Source organism: Streptococcus salivarius, from assembly GCF_000785515.1.
Classification (GTDB): domain Bacteria; phylum Bacillota; class Bacilli; order Lactobacillales; family Streptococcaceae; genus Streptococcus; species Streptococcus salivarius.
This window is the reverse complement of sequence record NZ_CP009913.1, coordinates 1481186-1503152: the sequence shown is the minus strand read 5'-3', so window position 1 is coordinate 1503152 and position 21967 is coordinate 1481186. Positions and strand designations below refer to the sequence as shown.

Genomic DNA, 21967 nt, shown 5'->3' with positions numbered 1-21967 from the left:
TCATAAGAGTAAAAAAAACAAAAAATCCAGGACCTGAGCCCTGGATTTAGGAGATTATGAAAAAGAAAAGTTTTAGGATAGTTGTAGTATATAGAGCATAGCCTAAAGTTTTCTTAAAGTAAGGAATAGCTTAAACTTTAGTCGCGTTACCATTTTCATCAAAATGATAAGTTACACCTTTGATAGTACGTGTTTGGTTAGTGACGAGTTCACCAGAGTTTTCATCGTAGTAGTGACCATCTGGTGCAAAAGCGCCTTTAACTTGTCTACCATGATTTTTATCGAAGTAAAGTTGTTGTCCATTAATCTGAACGGCACCAGTAGCTGCTGAACCATCCGCATAGAAGTAGTACCAGTAATTACCCCATTGATAGAAACGATTTTTAATTGCTCTACCGTCATGACCGAAGTAGTAGATTTTACCATCGATGTAATTAATACTGTCTTGCCACATGTCACCCAGTTGGGTGTACTTATAGGCACCTCCTCGACGGAAGTAATATAAATCACCATTGATTTCATGAAGTCCAAGGACTTTGTTACCTTTCTCGTCAAGATAGTAAGTTAAGCCTCTGTTATCTTTAACAAACCCAGCTTTGGTTACTTTGCGACCATTATCTTTATCGTAATAGTACTCAGGCATATAGACGCCATCTTGACCAAATCCTCCTTTAGCTTGTACCCCTCGATAGTTGAAGAAGACATCTTGTCCATCGATATTTCGAGCTCCCTTGACTGGCTTACCGTCTTTACCTACATAGAACCAATTACCCATGTATTCAACATAACGATTGGTTACAAGATTTCCAGAATTAATATCGTAGAATGCGTATAAATCACCGTAGGAATCACCATAAGCACCTTTAACCTGTTGACCATTGTCGCGGAAAAATAACTTTTGACCGTTAATGATTTGAGCACCAGTGAGGTTGTCTCCATTTGCGTTCTTATAATACCAGTTTCCATTATCGTCGCTATAATAACCATTTGGGTTAGGAGCATCCATACCTACGCCGTTTTCATCAAATCGATAGGTCATACCATTAATTGTTAGAGTGGTGTTAGAGACGCGTGCTCCAGAATTAGGATCATAGTAGCGAAGAACACCATTGTCGAGAACAAGCTCTCCCTTAGCTTGACGACCATTAGCATATAGGTAAACGATTTGACCGTCTATATTGACTTCACCATCTTGAGGACGAATAGCATTTCCATCTGCACCATAATAGTACCAGCCATCATTTTCTTGGACATAGCGATTTTTAACGGCTTGACCAGTAACTGAGTCAAAATAGTAGCGACGGGTAATATTAGTAGGGGTACCAAAACCATAAGTACGTGGTGAATTTTGCCCTTCTTCTAGTAAAATGCTGATTCCTTTTTGTAGGACGCCGGTATCAACAGGAGAGGCAGCTTCACGTGCTTTAAAATAGTAGATATTACCATCAATTTCACGTATTCCTGTAAATTTAGAACCATCGTTCTTGATGTAAAAGGTTTGGCCTTTTTTATTCTGAACTAGACCTTCTTTTCGGACCCTTGCACCAGAGTTAGAGTCGTAATAGAAAGTTTGATCTGGATAGCTATAGTCCTCTCCGCTAAAGTCACCTTTGATTTGAACACCTTTATAATCGAAGTAGACTTCTTGACCATTGATAGTTTGTTCTCCAGTGAGTGGATAGCCATCTTTACCTAAATAGTACCAATTACCTTGGGATTCAAGGTATCGATTCGTCCATAGTTGCCCAGTATCAACATCGTAGTAACGAAATAGATTATTATTCCTATCGAGTAAAGGCCCCTTAACTTGTTGCCCATTACTGCGGAAATAAACATTTTGGCCATCGATAGTCTGTTCGCCTACGAGGTTTTTACCACTGGCATCTTTATAATACCAGTTGCCTTGGTCATCACTATAGTATTGACCACCAGTGACGTTTGTTTCATTAGGTACTGAAGCTGTCTCATTGGCAGCTCGGTCTGTAGTTACAGCATCACGTGTTTGGCCTGTGGCTGATTCCGCAGGTGCTTGACTTTCGCTTGCAGTTGTTGAAGCTGTTTCACTGGCAGTTTCAGAACTTGCTGTAGAAGTTGAGGCTTGTTCTGAGACATTTGTGGTGTTTTCTGTGCTAGCCACATTTTCAGTAGTAGCAGGAGCTTCGACAACCTTTGTTTCTACGAGGTCTGCTGTGGTTTCCACATTGGCAGTGGTAGCAGCAGTCACATCAAGGTTTGATGAGTTATCAGCTTTAGCTTCCTCAGCGAAGGCAGGTCTTGCGATAAAGGCAAGACTTGCAAGAGCAGTTGCACATGAGAATGCAATCAGACGTTTTTTGGACTTAGGTCCAGTAAAATTAGAATGTACTTTCATACTTTTTCCTCCATTTCCTAAGTCCTATTATAGCGCTATTTTAGAGACTTTCAAGAAAAAATAAGAAATTTAGACAAAAATAAGAAAACGATTACATTGTGATGCGAGTGAGAGAGGGGATGATTTTAGTTGCTACAGACTTTTCTAAAAACAAAAAAATCCAGGACCTATGCCCTGGATTTAGGAGATTATGAAAAAGAAAAGTTTTAGGATGGTTATAGTATATAAAGCAAAGCCTAAAGTTTTCTTAAAGTGGAAGATGGAATTACTTTTTCATAATGCTTACTGCTCACTTACACTAATTGAGGAGTTTTCCATTTCCCTCAGCATCAAAATGGTAGGTCTTACCTTCGATAGTGAGGGTAGTGTTCTCAGTACGTGCACCACTGTTAGGATCATAATAATGAAGTTTATCATTTACAGTGACTAGTTCCCCTTTAGCTTGTTTGCCATCTCTATGGAAATAGACATGAGCCCCATCAATAGTTTGTTCACCGGTTAGTGCATACCAATTAGGTCCAAAGTAATACCAGTTACCATTAACCTCTTTATATTGATTTTTTATAGCAGTAGCTGTTTCCTTATCAAAGTAATAGATATGGCTACCATTAGGAATAAGTGATGGGAAATAGTCTTTAGTCAAGCCATTCGCCCTAACCCTACCATCAGCATATTTATTTGTCGGAGCATCAAACATATAAAGTTCTCCGTTGATAATGTGAAGCCCTAATGGGACGTGACCAGAAGCGGTAATGTAATATCTATTACCGTTTTTGGCCTTAACGAATTGAGGCCCTTTGACTTCTTTGTTATTCAAATCGTAGAATGAAGAGTAGCCGTAAGGATATAGAAATTCTTCTCTAGCAAGGTGGGGATCTGCACCGCCCGTAAAGGTATACTCTTTACCATTGATAGTTCGAACTCCCCCTTCTCTAAGTCTTTTGCCTTTAGCATCAACATAATAAGTCTTTCCATTCAAATCGACAAATTGTTCCTTAAGGCGGGCACCACTATCTTTATCGTAAAATGAATCGTTTTCAGCAAAGTTTCCTTTAACCTGCTTACCAGTACTATCGAAGTAGACCTCGACACCATCAATAACTTGTTCACCAGTAAGGCGTTTGCCGTCATTACCAATATAATACCAATTATTGTTTATGTTTTGATAATGATTTTGTCCTAAGTCTACTCGGTCTCCTGAATTTTTACTGTAATAGTAGCCATCCGAAGCGAAGTCGCCCTTAATCTGTTTACCGTCTTGGTCAAAGAAAACATTATGACCATCAACGACATGGGCACCTTTAAGAGGAGTACCTTTAGCACCGATTCTATACCAATTGTTATTGAAGTTAACATAACGATTGGTTACTTGTACTCCTGAATTTTCATCATAGTACGCTCCATTTTCAGCAAAGTTCCCTTTAACTTGCTTGCCATCTTTATCAAAGTAAAAATTGTTGCCATTAATGACTTGTTCACCTTTTACAATTTTACCTTCGTTATTAAGATAGTACCAGTTACCGTTCACTTGAACAAACTGATTGTTGCCAAGATTAACGCGTGCTCCAGAATCTTTATCATAATAGAAACCGTCATCTGCGAAAATCCCTTTAGCTTGAACCCCATCTTTGTCAAAGAATACGGTTACGCCATTAATGACTTGCTCTCCTTTAAGAGCTTTAGAGTCTGAACCGATATAGAACCATTTATCTTTATTTTCAAGGGTATTATATGAGTTACTCTGGTCATTGATTTGAACATAACGATTAGTAACAGGTTCCCCTGTAATTGCATCATAAAAAAGTCCATTAGGTGCGAAATTTCCCTTAACTTGGATACCGTATTCACCGAAGTTGAGATGCTTACCATTAATAATTTGTTCTCCCTTAATTGTATTGCCTTCGTTATCGAGGTAATAAATAAGGGTTCCTGATGGTTGCTCTAAGGAGACAAAGCTATTTTTGACGAGTGCTCCAGTGTCTTTATCATAATAATAACCATCGTAGCCAAAGTCTCCTTTTGCTTGGTGTCCTCTATAGTTAAAGTAGACACGAACGCCGTCAATAACTTGTGGACCTGTTACCACTTTTCCGTCTGCCCCAAGATAATACCAATGGGTCTCTAGAGTTGGAGCCATAGAGCCGTTCGATTCGTAGCGTGTTAATTGAATATAACGGTTTGTCACGAGCTCGCCAGTATCCTTGTCATAGAATTGGCCGTCAGAATTAAAATCCCCTTTAATTTGATATCCGTAATAAGGGGTAAAGTAAACTTTCACACCATCAATGACTTGTTCACCTTTAAGTATCTTTCCATCTTCATCAACATAGAACCAATGGTTATCGATGAACACGTAGTGTTTTTTCCCTAGATCAACTAAATTACCATCTTGATCATAGAAACGCCCATTGTCAGCAACGCTATTACGCACCTGTGCTCCATCATACTTATCGAAATAGACAGATTTTCCATTGATGATTTGTTCACCTTTTAATTTGTCGCCATTTTTATCAACATAGAAAGGATAGATAGTGTTGTTATAGTTGTATTTAGTGCTAAAAACATAGCTATCTGTTACAAGGTTACCATCTTTATCGTAGAAGTGTTCATTGCTAGCAAATCCGTCTCGAACTTGAAGGCCGTTGTAATCATTGAAATAAACTTGTTTTCCTTGAATGGTTTGTGCGCCTTTTAATGGTTCACCATTTTTATCGACATAGTAAACACCACCAAGATGATTAATATAACAATCCGTTACAAGAGCACCAGAATCTGCATCATAGTATTGTTTATTTTTTGAAAAGTTTCCCTTGACTTGTATGCCATTTTCATCGAAATAAACGTTGATCCCATCGATTTTTTGTGCACCAGTTAGGTTCTTACCACTAGCATCCTTATAATACCAGTTACCAAGGCTATCACTATAATATTGACCACCGGTAACATTGGTTTCACTATTGGTATCTGCGGTTGGTGTTGCAGCCTCACTGGCAGCCCGGTCTGTAGTTACAGCTTCGCGTGTTTGGCCTGAGACCGATTCTGCAGGTGCTTGACTTTCGCTTGTAGTTGTTGAAGCTGTTTCACTGGCAGTTTCAGAACTTGCTGTAGAAGTTGAGGCTTGTTCTGAGACATTTGTGGTGTTTTCTGTGCTAGCCACATTTTCAGTAGTAACAGGTGCTTCGACAACCTTTGTTTCGACGAGGTCTGCGGTAGTTTCTACATTGGCAGTGGTAGCAGCAGTCGTATCAAGGTTAGATGCATTGTCAGCCTTAGCTTCCTCAGCGAAGGCAGGTTTTGCGATAAAGGCAAAACTTGCAAGAGCAGTTGCACATGAGAATGCAATCAGACGTTTTTTGGACTTAGGTCCAGTAAAATTAGAATGTACTTTCATACTTTTTCCTCCATTTCCTAAGTCCTATTATAGCGCTATTTTAGAGACTTTCAAGAAAAAATAAGAAATTTAGACAAAAATAAGAAAACGATTACATTGTGATGCGAGTGAGAGAGGGAATGATTTTAGTTGCTACAGACTTTTCTAAAAACAAAAAAATCCAGGACCTATGCCCTGGATTTAGGAGATTATGAAAAAGAAAAGTTTTAGGATGGTTTTAGTATATAAAGCAAAGCCTAAAGTTTTCTTAAAGTAGACAAAAATTATTTTCTTGGATTTTTAAAAGGAAGTTGAAATTAATCAACTTCCTTAGTATAGATGTCTTATAAGAATAATTTTAGTCGATTTTCGGACTTAATTTACAATTGATTTGCACGTCCATTTTCATCAAAGTGATAAGTCACACCATTGATGGTACGTGTTTGGTTGGTTACGAGCTCCCCAGAGTTTTCATCGTAGTAACGAGTCCCCTTGTAGTCTGTAACGAAATTGCCTTTAATTTGCTTACCTTGATAATCAAAGTAGAGGTGTTGACCATTGATGACTTGATCAAATAGAAGAGCCTTTCCATCGTTACCGAAGTAGTACCAGTGTCCATCTGCATAGACGAATTGGTTGGTTACAGCAGCACCTGTTTCAGCGTCGAAGTAGTAAGTTGGGTTGTCTTCTGCTCTGCTAAGAAAAGAAATATAAAACTTAGGTCCAACTAATTTTCCACGAACTTGTTCGTTTGTTTCGTATTTGTTCATTGGATTGGCAGAGAAATAGTAAAGTTTCCCATCAATTTTTTTGAAACCTGCGACTTTTTTACCATTTTCTAGGTAGAACCAACTACCGCGAGATTTAACAAAACCAGTTTTTTCTACAGCTTCGCCAGTTTCATCATCATAGTAAGGTGGATTTTGATATATGTTAAAGGAACCACGAAGGACCCTTCCGTTTTGCTCAACATAGTAATCCTTACCGTTAACACTTATACTTCCAGTTCGTCCATTACTGCTAAAATAGTATAAATCGTCACCAATTTTAATAAACTGATCACGAGGGAGCTCTTTCCGTGCGCCAGTATCTTTATCGTAGTAGTAACCATCAAGAACAGTATCTTTAGCTTGTACACCATTATAGTCAAAGTAAACATGTACCCCATCGATGGTTTGTGAGCCTTTAAGGATATTACCTTCTGCATCTGCATAGTACCATTTACCATTATGGTTGAAGTATTGATTTTTTACAAGAGCACCGGAGTCTTTATCATAATATCTCATAGGAGTACCAGATAGATAATATTTTTCTTTTATGACTAATTTACCATCTTTGTCAGTAAAGCCCCCTTTAATTTGTTGCCCTGTTTTAGTATCAAAATGGACTTGAACCCCATCGATGGTCTGTTCGCCTTTGAGAATCTTACCCTCAGCATTGACGTAGTACCAATTATCGTTAACTTGGACATAGCGACTTGTTCCCAAATCTACTTTGGCACCAGAATTTTGGTCGTAATAGTAACCATTATCACCAAACTCTCCTTTTACTTGTTTACCCCCATAAGGATCAAAGTATACAGGAACATTGTTAATGGTTTGAGAACCTTTAAGTCTTTTACCGTCATTGCCTACATAGTACCAGTCTTTATCAACTTGGACATAGCTATTGGTTACGAGAGCACCAGTGACCCCATCGTAGTATTTATCGTTTCTTGCGAAATTTCCTTTAACTTGAGCACCAGTTTCTTTATCAAAGAAGTATTCAATGTTGTCGATGACTGTTGCCCCTTTGATAGCCTTACTATCAGCTCCAATAAAGTAGGTTTTGTCTTTAACTGTTACGAAACGATTAGTAACTAGATTTCCAGAGTCTTTATCATGAAATTGTTTGTTGTAGTCAAAATCTCCTTTCACTTGGATACCTTTATAGCCAAAGTAGACATGAGCGCCATCAATAGTTTGTTCATCTGTCAAGATTTTTCCATCGTTACCGATGTAGTACCAGTTGCCTTTGATTTGAACATAATGGTTTGTGCCTAGGTCGACTCGGTTACCATCTTGCCCATAGAAGTAGCCATCGTCACCAAAATTGTCGAAGACCTGTCTTCCATCATATGTAAAGTAAACCTGTTTACCATTTATAGTTTTAGCACCTTTTACACGAACACCCTGATCATCCACATAGTAGCGTTCATTTTGGTGGGTATAGTTATCGTAGGCAATAACGTAGTTGTTAGTGACTAGTGCACCAGAATCTTTGTCGTAATAATGTTCTTTATTGTCAGTATCATTTCTAACAAAATACCCTTTGACTTGAACGCCGCTTTGATAAAAGTAAACCTTAACGCCATCAATAGTTTGCTCACCTTTTAAGATAGCACCGTCCTTACCGGCGTAAAACCAATAATCACCAAGTTGAAAATAACGGTTTGTCCCGAAATCAACTTGTTTTCCGTCCTTGTCGTAATAACGGCCATCAGAAGCAAATCTATTCCTAACTTGTTCACCGTAGTCGTCAAAATAATTCCATTCCCCATTAATTTCTTTGGGACCGATTACTTTATTGCCATTTTCATCTAGGTAATAGGTGCTACCGTAACTCTCAACGAATTTATTAGTAACAAGAGCACCAGAATTTTTGTCATAATAGTGACCGTCCCAGGCAAATTCCCCTTTAACCTGAACACCGCCTGGATTGAAGTAGACCTTAACGCCATCAATAGTTTGTGGTCCAGTCAGGTCTTTACCACTAGCATCTTTGTAATGCCAGTAGCCATACTTATCACTATAGTATTGACCACCGGTAACATTGGTTTCACTATTGGTATCTGCGGTTGCTGTTGCTGTCTCACTGGCAGCCCGGTCTGTAGTTACAGTTTCGCGTGTTTGGCCTGTAGCTGATTCTGCAGGTGCTTGACTTTCGCTTGCAGTTGTTGAAGCAGTCTCACTGGCAGTTTCAGAGCTTGCTGTAGAAGTTGTGGCTTGTTCTGAAACATTTGTAGTGCTTTCAGTGCTAGCGACATTTTCAGTAGTAGCAGGAGCTTCAACAACCTTAGTTTCGACAAGATCTGCTGTGGTTTCCACATTGGCAGTGGTAGCAGCAGTCGTATCAAGGTTTGATGAGTTGTCAACTTTAACTTCCTCCGCAAATGTAGGCCTTGCGATAAAAGCAAAGCTAGCAAGGGCAGTTGCACATGAGAATGCAATCAGATGTTTTTTGGACTTAGGTCCAGTAAAATTAGAATGTGCTTTCATAATTTTTCCTCCTTTTTCCTAAGTCCTATTATAGCGCTATTTTAGAGAGTTTCAAGGAAATATAAGAAATTTAGATAAAAATAAGAAAACGATTACATTGTAAAGTGACTAACAAGGCAAATATCACAATTTTAGCAGTCTCAAGAGTTAAAAATACAAAAAAATCCAGGACCTATGCCCTGGATTTTAGGAGATTATGAAAAAGAAAATTTTTAGGATGGTTATAGTATATAAGGCAAAGCCTAAAGTTTTCTTAAAGTAAGAAATATCTTGTTTTCCACTTTAATTCACTTTTTTAGTTGCTACACCATTTTCATCAATGACATAAGTTTTGCCATCTTTTTCTAGTGTTGCATTGGTTGTGATTGGAGAACTGTAAAGATGTTTCCCTAACGAAGTTGATTTTTCGAAGTGATAGAGCTTACCGTCAATTTCCTTCCAAGTTGGTTGGTAGGAAGAGATTACCTGAGGCTCAAGATAGCAGAGGTAGCCTTCATCAGTGCGGTAGAATCCTGTTCGAACGATTCCATTTTCATCCGAAGCGTATGAGTAACTAGTGTCATTACGCAATAATTCCGTATAAGAACCGAAAAGATAGGTCTTGCCATCTATGGTTTTTGTTGTATTGACATAGCGATATTGGTTGCTTGGATCTAGGTAATAGGTCTTACCGTCAATTTCTCTCCACCCGGTTAATAGTTTTCCTTCTGAATCTGCAAGATATATTATACTAAATGATTTAGCTGGACCATCAACTAGAAGTTGGCCATCTTGATTGAAGTAATAATAATTTCCGTCAATTAGAAGCAACTCTTCTTTAGCTTGAAGACCATCTTCCTTAAAGTAAACACGGTGACCATCTAGTGTGTACCAACCAAAAACTTGAGCTCCATCATTGCCAAAGTAGAGCTTAGAATAGTAATTGTACGGATAGAATGCATTACGGAGGAGTTCACCATTGTTTTCAGAGAAATAGTAGTACTTCCCATCTATAAGGATACGCTTACCTTTTATTTGCTTACCACTGCCGTCAAAGTAGAGTTGGACACCATTAATGGTTTGCCATCCAGTAGCTAATTGTCCCTTATCTTTGAGATAAGTCCAATCGCCATCCTTGTCCTGAACAAAGGTGTTGCGTAGAGATGATGTGACATGTCCTTCTTCATCAATAGTATAGGTTACGCCACCAAGTTCAATGGTACGATTGGTCCATAAAGCTCCGCTATCTTTATCGAAGTAGTAGGTATCCCCATCGATGTCAACCAAAGTTCCTTTGGCTTGCTTACCATTTTTATCAAAGTAGAGCTGAATACCATCAATGGTTTGACGACCAGTTAGGAGCTTGCCATCAGCATCGTAGTAGTACCAGTTCCAAAAATCGTCGCGAATAAATTGATTTTTAGGTGTAACTTCAGTTGAGATTCCCATGTCATCAAAGGAATAGACTTTGTCATCAACTTTCAAAGTTGTATTAGAGACAATAATTGTAGGACGCATACCAGCAGTAGGTTCGACGTAATCTCCATCTGTCAATCGGTAACGTTGCCCATTGATTTCCTCCCATGAAGGCTTAGTGACACTTTTTACTGCTGGTTGGAAGTAGTGGAGTTGACCATCAATACCTCGTTGGAATCCTTTTAAGGCAACCCCGTTTTCATCAGTGCCATAGATTCCATGAAAAATACCTTCATTGTGATAGACAACGGGTGCAAAGTAGGCTTTAAGGCTATTTTTTTGGACTTCACTATTAATGACAAAATAATCTTTATTTTCAAAAGTGATAATACCGTTTAGGACAACCCCATTTTCAGTAAAAATGTATTCCTTACCATCAATTATATGTCTACCGGTTTGGATGACGCCGTCAGCATCAGTGTGGTAAGTTGTTTTACTAGAGAAAAACATAGAAGGTCTTTCAACGATGCCATACGTGTTCTTAACCAATTGACCGTCATAATCAAACAAATATTCTTTCCCATCAATGGTTACGACATCATTTTGAGCTCTCAGGCCGTCTGATTGGAAGTAGTAGCGTTTGTTATCGATTGTATGCCAACCTGTAACGGGAGCACCGTCCTCTCCTAGATATTCAAAGAGGTGCGTATACATTGGGTTGGTTCTGTAACTATTAAAGATGATATGTTCATACCATTGATTAGTCATTAAGGCACCATTATGATAGGCAAAATAGTAGTGCTTGCCGTCGATTTCTTGTTTTTGTCCTTTGACTTGTTTGCCATCTTTATCAAAATAAAGGATGACACCATCAACATTTTGCCAATCAGTCAATTTTTCACCATTAGCAGTGTAGTAATACCAGTCTTGTTGGTTATCAGATTGGAAATGGCCACCAGTCACGACCTGAGTAGGTAGTTGTGTTTTTTCGGTTAGGATGCCATCAGCATCTGCTAGATAGGTTTTACCGTCTACTTCAATGCTTGTATCAGTTACCTTGCGTCCATTATCTTTATCGTAGTAGTAATCCTTGCCATCAATGGTAATCTTTTCACCTTTTGCCTGGATACCATTGTCATGGAAGTAGAGGCTGAAGCTGTCGATGGTTTGTGGACCCGTTAGTTTGTGGCCCTCGCTGTCTAGGTAATACCAGTTACCTTGATCATCTGAGGTGAACTTGCCACCTTGGGAAGGTAATTCCTGAGCAGTAGTTGCGTTGTCGCTTGTTTCGGATGAGGTTTCAACACTCCTATCGGCAGTAGTTGTTTCATTAACTGGAGCTACCTCAACCTTTTGATTAGTTTCACTGGTAGGCTGTGTAGTAATAGTTTCTGTAGGTTGAGTAGCAACATTAGTAGATGCAGTATCAGTTGAGACTGCTTCACTAGAAGCTTTCTCAACAGTAGTGCTTGCTGGAGCTACTTCGGTTCTTGTAATGAGGCTGGCACTTGTCTCAAGATTGCTGTCAGAGACGACATTTTCAGGACTGTAAATAGTAGTCGTTTCAGGCTTGACTTCATCAGCTCCGACTTGCCCCAGGCCAATCAGTGAAGCTCCAATAGCCAAACTTGAGGCAGTGATTGTGATCCAATGTTTCTTAACTTTATGAAGTTTGAAACGAACTTTGTTTTCCATAATTTTTCCCCTTTTATGGTGACTTGGTTAATTCATGCTGTGATAATAAAAACAACATGAATACCAAAAATTAATTTACAATTATATTTTAATCTTATATTCTAATAACTTCAATAGAAAACGGATACAAAAACGCCATACTCTTATAAAAAGTTGCTCATATTTGTGATAGTTATAGTCTATAAAAGAGTTTTCCTAATTTATTTATTTTTTCGTCTATAGATATGATTGAAAGAGTAATTGTCCCCATACAGTTTGAGAAAAAGACTCTTTTTTTCAAAAATCATCCTGTGTAAAATAAAGGGCATAAAAACATGAGAGGTGATTGCAATGACAAATCGTTACGACTTAAATAAAAATTTGGCACAGATGCTTAAGGGGGGCGTCATCATGGACGTTCAAAACCCTGAGCAGGCACGTATCGCCGAGGCGGCGGGAGCGGCTGCTGTCATGGCCTTGGAACGCATTCCGGCTGATATTCGTGCTGTGGGTGGTGTGTCACGTATGAGTGATCCTAAGATGATTAAGGAAATTCAGGACGCTGTTAGTATTCCAGTTATGGCCAAGGTGCGTATTGGTCATTTCGTGGAAGCACAGATTTTGCAAGCGATTGAGATTGATTATATCGATGAGAGTGAGGTATTGACGCCTGCTGACGACCTTATTCATGTGGATAAAACCAAGTTTGATGTTCCTTTCGTCTGTGGGGCCAAGGACCTTGGTGAGGCGCTCCGCCGTATCTCTGAAGGGGCCTCAATGATTCGTACTAAGGGCGAACCTGGGACTGGTGATATTGTGCAAGCAGTTCACCACTTACGACTCATGAATCAAGAGATTCGTCGCATCCAAAATCTTAGAGACGATGAGCTTTATATTACTGCTAAAGACTTGCAGGTTCCAATTGATTTGGTCCGTTATGTCCACGAACATGGCAAGTTGCCTGTTGTCAATTTTGCGGCAGGTGGTGTAGCGACGCCAGCGGATGCTGCGCTTATGATGCAGTTGGGTGCTGAAGGTGTCTTTGTTGGTTCAGGGATTTTCAAATCAGGAGATCCGAAAAAACGTGCGGAAGCCATCGTCAAAGCAGTGACTAACTATAATCGTCCAGATATTTTGGCGCAAGTGTCAGAAGATTTGGGTGAAGCCATGGTTGGTATCAACAAGGATGAAATTGACATCCTAATGGCAGAGCGAGGAAAATAAATGACAAAAATCGGAATACTGGCTTTGCAAGGTGCTTTTGCAGAACATGAGCAGGTCTTGAAAGCACTTGGGGTTGAAACGGTTCAAATCAGAAATCGACAAGATTGGGAAGCCCACGCTGATTTGGACGGGCTCATTCTACCAGGGGGAGAGTCGACAGTCATGGGGAAACTCTTGCATGATTTAGACTTGTTTGACTTGATAAAGGCGAAAATTGATGCAGGACTACCTGTATTTGGAACTTGTGCGGGTCTGATTTTGTTGGCCAAAACCATAGTGGGGGACCAAACAAAACATTTGGCAAGTATGGACATCAATGTAGCCAGAAATGCCTATGGTCGCCAATTGGGCAGTTTTGTCACAGATGCTGAATTTAAGGGAATAGGGGAGATCCCAATGGTCTTTATTCGTGGGCCAATTATTGAAGCTGTTGGACCAGAAGTGGAGATTTTAGCTCAAGTCAATGGGGCTATCGTGGCAGCTAGAGAAAAGCAGATGTTAGTGACATCTTTTCATCCAGAATTAACGGGTGACGAAAGGGTACATGCTTATTTCCTAGATATGATTAATCAGGCAAAAGAAGAAAAGCTTTGATTCAAATTTCATAAATTCATTTACTTCTCGTTCACGCAAAAAAATCCAGGACCCGAGCCCTGGATTTAGGAGATTATGAAAAAGAAAAGTTTTAGGATGGTTATAGTATATAAAGCAAAGCCTAAAGTTTTCTTAAAGTGGGTGAAAATAATTATCTGTGGAGATAAAAAAGGAAGTTGACAGTTGGTCGACTTCCTTTTTAACGATTACTAAATCAAAGTAATTATGCGATATCAATAGTTGTTATTTGAATTATATTCTTATACTTCACCAGGTCCCATCAAATGTCCATTACCATCAGCATCGAACTTGAAGGCACCAGTGTTTGTTCTAACAATGGTATTTTCAGCGCATGCTCCATTCTTAGCGTCGTAATAGTGGACAGTGCCGTCATCGTCAAATTTGAATTCACCTCTAAGTTGTCTACCATTTTGGTCGAAGTAAACATGGATGCCGTTTAAGGTTTGAGGTCCTGTCAGTTTATCCCCTTTAGCATCAACATAGTAGTAGAAATCTTCACGATCTAAATCTTTGCTTTCTCTTGGGTACTGTCCATCCTGATCTACGATATCATTTCCAGGAATGGTAATAGTGAAGTGGAAGATGCGATCACCATCGAGATTTCGGTAATTCCAGTTGTAGACATGAACAAAGCTATCAGTTACGAGAGCACCAGAGTCTTTATCATAATAGTGTCCATCAGGGGCGAAGCGTCCCTTGACTTGTGCCCCATTAGGAAGGAAGTAAAAGCGACTATTTCCAAAGGTTTGAGGTCCTGTTAATGGCTTACCATCAGCATCGACATAGTACCAGGCAGTAGTATAAACATTTTGATTGTTGATATCATCACGACCAATATAAGTCAAGATTTCTTTAAAAGCATTGGTTACGAGAGCACCAGAATCTTTGTCATAGTATTTACCATTTGGTGCAAAATGTCCCTTGACTTGTGTACCAGTGAAATCATCAAAGTAGACTTTAACACCATCGATAGTTTGTTCTCCCTTGAGTTTATCACCTTTATCATTGACGTAAACCCAGTTGCCATCTTCAGTTTCAAGATAGCGTTTTGTTACAAGTGCACCAGAGTTTTTATCGTAATAGCGACCATCCTCTGCAAAACGTCCTTTGACTTGTTTGCCATCCTTGTCAAAGTAGACTGGAATGTTGTCAACGAAGTTGAGACCGATGAGGTTTTTACCGTTTGTATCCTTGTAGTACCAGTTGCCTTCGTTATCACTATAATAGTGACCACCAAAAACTCGTGGTGCCTTGTCTAGGGAGACTGTAGGAGTAACAGGTGTATCCATTTCTTCGCCAGGTCCCATCAAATGTCCATTACCATTTGCATCGAATTTGAAAGCACCAGTATTTGTTCTAACAATGGTATTTTCAGCGCGGGCACCTTTTTTCGCATCATAGTAATGAACAGTACCATCTTCGTCAAATTCAAACTCACCTCTAAGTTGTCTACCATTTTGGTCGAAATAGACATGGACGCCGTTTAGGGTTTGAGGTCCTGTCAGTTTATCCCCCTTGTCATCTACGTAATAGTAGAAATCTTCGCGATTCAAATCATTGCTAGAAAGTGGGTAATGACTCATATCCAAAAATTGGTTTTCACCGTTAGGTCCAACGACTGAATTATTTGGAATAGTGATGACAAAGTGATTCACACGATTTCCGTCTTGATTTTGTAAATTCCAGTTGTAGACATGGACAGAGCTGTTAGTTACAAGCGCACCAGAGTCCTTATCATAGTAATGTCCGTCAGGTGCGAAACGTCCCTTAACTTGTGCTCCGTTAGGGAAGAAGTACATGTTTGTTCCACCAAGATTTTGAGGACCTTTAAGAGGTCTTCCATCGGCATCGAGGTAGTACCAATCAGTAGTATAAATGTTTTGACCGTTGATATCATCACGACCAATATAAGTTAAGAGTTCTTTAAAGGCCTTGGTTACAAGCGCACCAGAATCTTTGTCATAGTATCGGCCATCCTCTGCAAAACCACCTTTGATTTGAATACCATCTTGGCTAAAGTAAACAGGAACATTATCCACATAGTTCAGCCCAACAAGATTTTTGCCATTTGCATCCTTGTAATACCAGTTACCATTATCATCACTATAATAATGTCCACCAGAAATATGAGGTGCATTTTCAAGTGTTACAGAAGGTGAGACTGGCTTTTCATTGTCTTCGATTGGGACAGGTTGTTCACTGTTTTTTGTAGGTGTTTTTGTTTCTTCGACAGTAATAGGTTCATTGACTTTTTCTGACGAAGTCTTTGTGGCAGAGGCTTCTGAAGTTGCGGTTTTGATAGGTATAGTTTTATTGGCCTCATTATCTTGATTGCTATTACCTTGTTCAGAAGTAATTTCTACTGGTGATTCGCTTGCTAATTCAGATGATGCGACTTCACTGCTAGGAGCTTCACTAAGAACCGTACTTGTACTAGAAGGCAGCTCAGTATTAGTTGGGATAGGATTTGTAGTAGATGCTTTGACCTCAACATTAGTTACTGCAGTTTCTTGTGCAGGTGCAAGAATCTCAGTTGGTTGACCTGTAGCTTCAGGTATTTTTACTTCATCCGCAAATGTAGGGCGTGCGACTAAAGTAAAAGTAGCTAGAGCAGTTGCGCAGGAAAGTGCTACAAGGTGTTTCTTGGATATTTGCCAATGATAATTCATTTCAGTATTCATAATAGACTCCCTTCAAAAATGAACACCGATGTTTAGGTGTGTAACATAAAAGAGCTGGGCCGTTAGAAGAATGTTAAAAGTGAGCAAATCTATTAAAACGACTGAGCCCCATATCTAAATCTCTCAGGGCATGGCCATAAGACGATTTTATAGGCGAGCACGTCAAATGTGTGGCAAGGAGAATATGCTTATGCTGTGTAATTTCTATCTAGAAACAAGTGATTTTACTTATTTATCCTAATACTTTTATTTCTCTCCTTTCGTTTAATTATTGAATCCAACCTATGGCATATGTCTTCAAATACAAAAAACTAGAGCTCTTAGTTTGAAGCATTCTCTCTAAAGCTCTAGTTTTATATTATAGACTGATGTGTGTATGAAAAGAGCCTTAGATTATCATGCCAAAGTGCCTAAGGACCAGTTTTCATGCATAAAAAATTATTTTGACGTTAGAAGTCTAAAGCCAAGTTCCTAATCCTAATCCCTCTGTAGTACACTTTCAACGTTTTAGTAAAACGCTTACATGCTCACCTACCTTTATTATAATACTTTTTTAATTACAAACAAGTTTTTTTACAAGATAATCGTAAATGTTAAAAAATGTCATAATTGGGTTCTGTTTGAATGACAGTGATTGATTATATGAAAAAGGAAGTTGACAGTTGGTCGACTTCCTTTTGTGTTGAGTAATTGAAATCCATAGTCACTTGTAAATGACTATCGAAGGATATGGCCAACCCCGTCATTATCAAAGTAATAAGTGACGTGATTGATTGTCAAGGTTACATTATCAGCACGATTACCAGAGCCAGGAAGATAATAGTAAGTCTTACCACCTAAAATGATGAGTTTATCTTTAGCTTGTATGCCCTTATATTGTCCATAATCATCATCGTAGAAGTAGACATGCTTGCCATCGATGACTCTTCTACCAGTCAGAATATTTCCCTTACTATTTGCATAATACCAGTTATTCTTATGTTCAAAGTATTTTCCAGTTACAAGGGCACCAGTCTCTTTGTCATAATAATGATTACCACCGTTTGAATATTTAAACTCACCTTTCACTTTTTCACCGTAGCTAAAGTAGTACTGAATTCCGTCCAAGTATTTAGTACCGTCAAACTTATTTCCTTTTTCATCAACATAAAACTCTTTGCCGCCATCCTCAACTAATCTATCTGTTACTAAAGCACCGTTATCTTTATCGTAATAGTGATTATCAGGAGCAAAATGGCCTTTGTATTGGACACCATTGGTTCCGAAATAAACGTTGACGTTATCAATGGTTTGAGCACCAAGGAGGAGGTAACCCTTGTCATTGACATAGTACCAGTTTCCTTCGGAATCACTAATATAGCGGTTTCGTTCAGTTGATTGACTTTTAATGCTGAGGACACCAGTTTGGTCTGCCACATAGGTCTTACCATCAAAATCAAAAGTTGTATCTTTGACTTTTCGACCGTTATCTTTATCAAAATAGTAAACCTTGCCTTTGATATCAACTAACTCTCCTTTTGCTTGGCGACCAGTTCCTAAATGGAAATACATGTCATAGCCATCAACAGTTGTTGAACCTTTCACTGGCCATCCAATTTCGTCGTAGTAATGCCAATACCCATCATTATCTTGGACAAAATAAGCGCTCTTAGGTCGAAGGTCCTTAAAATCACTAGAAATGAATTTACCAACCCCATCATTATCAAATTCATAGATATTTGGAAATTCTCTCATAATATAGTGCGTAGGAACATTCAATCGTATATTTCTAGCAATGGTACCATCACTGTAGAAGTAATAGTTGTTGAAAAATCTGTGTACGACCATATTTCCATCATCTTGGAAATAGTACTTATTACCATTGATGGTTTGCCATCCTGTGACTGGTAGGCCATCGGCACCAAAATAATACCGTTCGAGTTCAGGATGTTCGTTGTTGTCATAATTTGCATAAGGAGCAGAGTTAAATCTTATTTCTTTAGCATAGTTTTCTTCAGGAATGAATCGTCCAGCTTTGAATGTGACGAGACGGTTCGTCACAAGGGCGCCGTTATCTGGGTCGTAGAAATATGATTTGCCATTGACCTTACGGCGTTCACCCTTGACCTGTCTACCATCTGAGTCAAAGTAATAGGTTAAGCCGTCAATAGTTTGTGGTCCAGTAACTAGCTTTCCATCTGTATTCATATAATACCAATGCCCAGAATTATCTTGTAGAAAAGCTGGATGGTTATTAGCTAATGTTACGACGCCACTAGCATCAATATTTAGTTGGAAGTCACCATTCTTGAGATGAGTGTCTTTAATTAATTGCCCCGGATTTTCTTTGCCAGCATCTCCAAAAAGATAGAGTTTGTCACCAACCACGTTCAAGCCGTAGCTAAGTTGGTCGTTTCTATCGGGATTAAAGTAATAGGTTTGTCCTTTGATATCTTGTAAGCCAGAAACTCGCACCCCATCGCTACCTAGATAGTAAGTTTGACCATTTTCTTCAACAAATTCATCATGGAGCATACGTGCACTATCTGTAAAGTAATAGAGTTTTCCATCAATGGTTTCGAAACCAGGATGTTCTCGCTCTTTTTTGAAATAATAGCGTTCTCCATTAATATCTTGCCATCCCATAAGCTTATTACCGTTATTATCGTAGTAATAAGTAACGTAATAAGGATGTCTTAAGGTAATAAGACTACCTACATAGTTAACTGTTTCGATGCGTTCTTCTTGTTCGGTGACAAATCCATTTCTTTTTTCAGTAAAGGCAGAACGGTCAGTTCCTCTCGTGGTATTTTCGTTTGGGATATCACCAACAGATGACACATTCTCAGCTGTAACACTCTCACTAGTCGTTGCACTTACCTCGGAATGTGCAGTTTCAGAACTAGCTCCTTCCGAACTAGCTGTGCTTGTGACTTCAGAGCTTGGTTTTTCAGAAATAGTTTCTGTCGAAGCCATTTCAGAGCTAGCTGTTGGTGTTTCTGACACTGCGGTAGCTTCACTCAAAGCGGTAGTAGCTGTGTTTTCTGCAGGTTTAGCTGTGGCTTCACTAGTTGCAGGAGCTTCAACGTCAACAGCACCTTCTTTGATGATGGCTTCAACGGTTGCTTCATTAACGGGGGTAGGTTGTTCTTCAGCTGAAGCATAGTTGAGACCTGCAAAACTCAATCCCAAAGCAAGTCCCGTCACTGCAATAGTTACCCAATGTTTTTTAACTTTGTGAAGTTTAAAATGTACTTTCTTTTCCATGATAATTCTCCTTTCATTTTAAATCTGTCATTTTAAGAAGGAGTATTTATAACTTCATTAACTAATTGGTGTTCCGTTTCCATCCGCATCAAAGTGATAGGTTTGCCCTTTAATAGTAATGTCAATATTTGACAAACGGGCACCTGAGTTAGCATCGTAGTAGTGGATTTTACCATCAACGGTGACTAGTTCACCTTTGGCTTGTTTACCGTTGCTATGGAAGTAGACTGGGACGTTGTCAATGGTTTGCTCACCAGTCAAGGCGTACCAGTTTGGACCAAAGTAATACCAACTACCTTCCCATTCATGGTACTGATTTTTAAGAGCAGCGCCTGTTGCTTCATCCAGATAGTAGATGTGACTACTGTCAGGGATAGTATCACTGTAATGCGCATAGATGAGCTCACCTCTACTTTGCATTCCGTAGTAGTATTTACGAGTAGGGAGTCCAAAATAGTAGAGTTCGCCATCGATAACTTGAACTGAGACTAATTTGCCTCCCTTACCGTCTAGATAGTACCAGTGATTATCTTTGGTTCTGACGAAACCAGCTTTTGTGACCTTTTTACCATCAAATCCGATATAGTCTCCACTATCTCCGTGGCCTGTGAATTCTCCGAAGGCCTGATGACCATCTCCAACGATAAGATTCACTTCTTCACCATGAACAATATGTGTTCCTGAGTAAACTTTTCTACCCTCTGGGCCAACATAATAGCGTTTGCCATCGACTTCGACGATTTGGTCTCGGACAGCAGCACCAGTGTCTTTGTCATAAAAATGATCAGCATTGGCAAAAATACCTTTGGCTTGGACACCGTCTTTATCAAAATAGACCTCTACACCGTCTATAGTTTGAGCACCAATTAATTTATCGCCCTTATCATTGACATAGTACCACTTGCCATCTTTTTCGACATAACGGTTGGTAACGAGGGCTCCACTATCTTTATCATAATAATGGCCGTTTGGCGCAAAGTCACCTTTAACTTGGACACCATCATCATAGAAGTAGACATTTACAAAATCAACAGTTTGAGCACCGATTAAGAGGCGACCATCTTTATCGCTGTAGTACCAGTTGCCTTCGTCATCAGACCAATAACGATTGCAAACCAGTTGACCACTGTCTTTTTGGAAATAATAGGTATTGCCATCAAGAATGACAAAGGCATCCTTGGCTTGAACCCCATTAGGGTAGAAGTAGAGTGTGAAGTTGTCAACAATTTGTTTACCAGTAAGTGCTTTACCATCTTGACCAAAGTAGTACCAATTACCCATTTTGTCAGAGGCAAAGGCATTGCGCGTGATTTGACCACTATCCTTAGCAAAATGATAGGTACTACCATCAATCTGACGGGTGTCGTCTTTGACTTGTTTACCATCAGCATCAAAGTAAACGTCTACATAGTCAATAGTTTGTAGACCAGTAAGCACCTTGCCATCCTTAACATAGTACCAGTTACCTTGGTCATCGCTAGTGTATTGACCGCCTGTAACCACTGTTTTTTCGACTACTTCAGGGCTAGCACCTACCTCAGAATGCACAGTTTCCGGGCTGGCTGCTTCCGAACTAGCTGTGCTTGTGACTTCAGAGCTTGGTTTTTCAGAAACAATTTCTGTTGAAGCAACTTCAGAGCTGGCCACTGGCGCTTCTGATGCTGTGGCAGCTTCACTCGAAGCGGTAGTAGTTGTGTTTTCTTCAGGTTTAGCTGTGGCTTCATTACTTGCTGGAGCCTCGACGTCGATAGCACCTTCTTTGATGATGGCTTCAACAGTCGCTTCATTAACAGGGGTAGGCTGTTCTTCAGCTGAAGCGTAGTTAAGGCCTGCAAAACTCAATCCTAAAGTGAGTCCTGTCACTGCAATAGTTACCCAATGTTTTTTAACTTTGTGAAGTTTAAAATGTACTTTCTTTTCCATGATAATTCTCCTTTCATTTTAAACTTTTTACATATCACAAAATAAGGGCTGTCATGAGATTTTATGAATAGTGAGCATTGGGTAGAGTCCCTAAGGCTGTGGGTCAATTTTCTTAATGACAATCCTTATTTCTCCATGTCTCCTCAATTTCGGTATTGTGAGACTGTTCAAGGCAAACATGAGTCCTAACGAAATGATTCTAGAAAAACGA

General features: G+C 39.3%; 9 protein-coding genes. 2 read left to right on the top strand and 7 right to left on the bottom strand.

Annotated elements, in window-relative coordinates; genetic code table 11:
* Positions 1-130: 130 nt before the first annotated feature.
* The 4 genes from SSAL8618_RS07090 to SSAL8618_RS07075 form a co-directional block, all read right to left on the bottom strand.
* Positions 131-2371, bottom strand: a complete 2241-nt coding sequence (locus tag SSAL8618_RS07090) for a glucosyl transferase (protein ID WP_038676419.1) — start codon at positions 2369-2371, stop codon at positions 131-133.
* A 298-nt stretch (positions 2372-2669) separates the two neighbouring features.
* The gene (locus SSAL8618_RS07085; protein ID WP_038676417.1) at positions 2670-5762 is read right to left on the bottom strand and encodes a hypothetical protein; all 3093 of its coding nucleotides are present in this window, start codon (positions 5760-5762) and stop codon (positions 2670-2672) included.
* Between the two features lie 359 nt (positions 5763-6121).
* Positions 6122-8998 carry a glucosyl transferase gene (locus SSAL8618_RS07080; protein ID WP_038676415.1) on the bottom strand — a complete coding sequence of 959 codons (2877 nt, stop codon included), beginning with the start codon at positions 8996-8998 and terminating at the stop codon, positions 6122-6124.
* 282 nt (positions 8999-9280) lie between these two features.
* Positions 9281-12088 carry a KxYKxGKxW signal peptide domain-containing protein gene (locus SSAL8618_RS07075; RefSeq protein ID WP_038676414.1) on the bottom strand — a complete coding sequence of 936 codons (2808 nt, stop codon included), beginning with the start codon at positions 12086-12088 and terminating at the stop codon, positions 9281-9283.
* A 330-nt stretch (positions 12089-12418) separates the two neighbouring features.
* On the opposite strand from SSAL8618_RS07075, the gene pdxS reads away from it, so the two are divergent.
* Positions 12419-13291: a pyridoxal 5'-phosphate synthase lyase subunit PdxS gene (pdxS, locus tag SSAL8618_RS07070; protein WP_021151642.1), complete on the top strand. Its 873-nt coding sequence runs from the start codon at positions 12419-12421 to the stop codon at positions 13289-13291.
* Positions 13292-13885, top strand: a complete 594-nt coding sequence (gene pdxT / locus SSAL8618_RS07065) for a pyridoxal 5'-phosphate synthase glutaminase subunit PdxT (protein WP_038676411.1) — start codon at positions 13292-13294, stop codon at positions 13883-13885. It abuts the gene before it with no gap.
* A gap of 260 nt (positions 13886-14145) precedes the next feature.
* Here the strand turns inward: pdxT and SSAL8618_RS07060 are convergent, their stop codons facing one another.
* From SSAL8618_RS07060 to SSAL8618_RS07050, 3 genes are all read right to left on the bottom strand, one after another.
* Complete coding sequence (locus tag SSAL8618_RS07060; protein WP_174411752.1) at positions 14146-16587, bottom strand: glucosyl transferase; 2442 nt, start codon at positions 16585-16587, stop codon at positions 14146-14148.
* Positions 16588-17304: 717 nt separating this feature from the next.
* On the bottom strand, positions 17305-19833 hold the full coding sequence (locus tag SSAL8618_RS07055; protein WP_038676410.1) for a KxYKxGKxW signal peptide domain-containing protein: 2529 nt from the start codon (positions 19831-19833) through the stop codon (positions 17305-17307).
* 57 nt (positions 19834-19890) lie between these two features.
* The gene (locus SSAL8618_RS07050) at positions 19891-21756 is read right to left on the bottom strand and encodes a KxYKxGKxW signal peptide domain-containing protein (protein WP_038676408.1); all 1866 of its coding nucleotides are present in this window, start codon (positions 21754-21756) and stop codon (positions 19891-19893) included.
* Between the last annotated feature and the right edge of the window lie 211 nt (positions 21757-21967).

Excerpts from the sequence above, each read along its gene's own strand:
- SSAL8618_RS07090 (WP_038676419.1), bottom strand. The coding sequence starts at position 2,371 with ATGAAAGTACATTCTAATTTTACTGGACCTAAGTCCAAAAAACGTCTG.
- SSAL8618_RS07085 (WP_038676417.1), bottom strand. The coding sequence starts at position 5,762 with ATGAAAGTACATTCTAATTTTACTGGACCTAAGTCCAAAAAACGTCTG.
- SSAL8618_RS07080 (WP_038676415.1), bottom strand. The coding sequence starts at position 8,998 with ATGAAAGCACATTCTAATTTTACTGGACCTAAGTCCAAAAAACATCTG.
- SSAL8618_RS07075 (WP_038676414.1), bottom strand. The coding sequence starts at position 12,088 with ATGGAAAACAAAGTTCGTTTCAAACTTCATAAAGTTAAGAAACATTGG.
- pdxS (WP_021151642.1), top strand. The coding sequence starts at position 12,419 with ATGACAAATCGTTACGACTTAAATAAAAATTTGGCACAGATGCTTAAG.
- pdxT (WP_038676411.1), top strand. The coding sequence starts at position 13,292 with ATGACAAAAATCGGAATACTGGCTTTGCAAGGTGCTTTTGCAGAACAT.
- SSAL8618_RS07060 (WP_174411752.1), bottom strand. The coding sequence starts at position 16,587 with ATGAATACTGAAATGAATTATCATTGGCAAATATCCAAGAAACACCTT.
- SSAL8618_RS07055 (WP_038676410.1), bottom strand. The coding sequence starts at position 19,833 with ATGGAAAAGAAAGTACATTTTAAACTTCACAAAGTTAAAAAACATTGG.
- SSAL8618_RS07050 (WP_038676408.1), bottom strand. The coding sequence starts at position 21,756 with ATGGAAAAGAAAGTACATTTTAAACTTCACAAAGTTAAAAAACATTGG.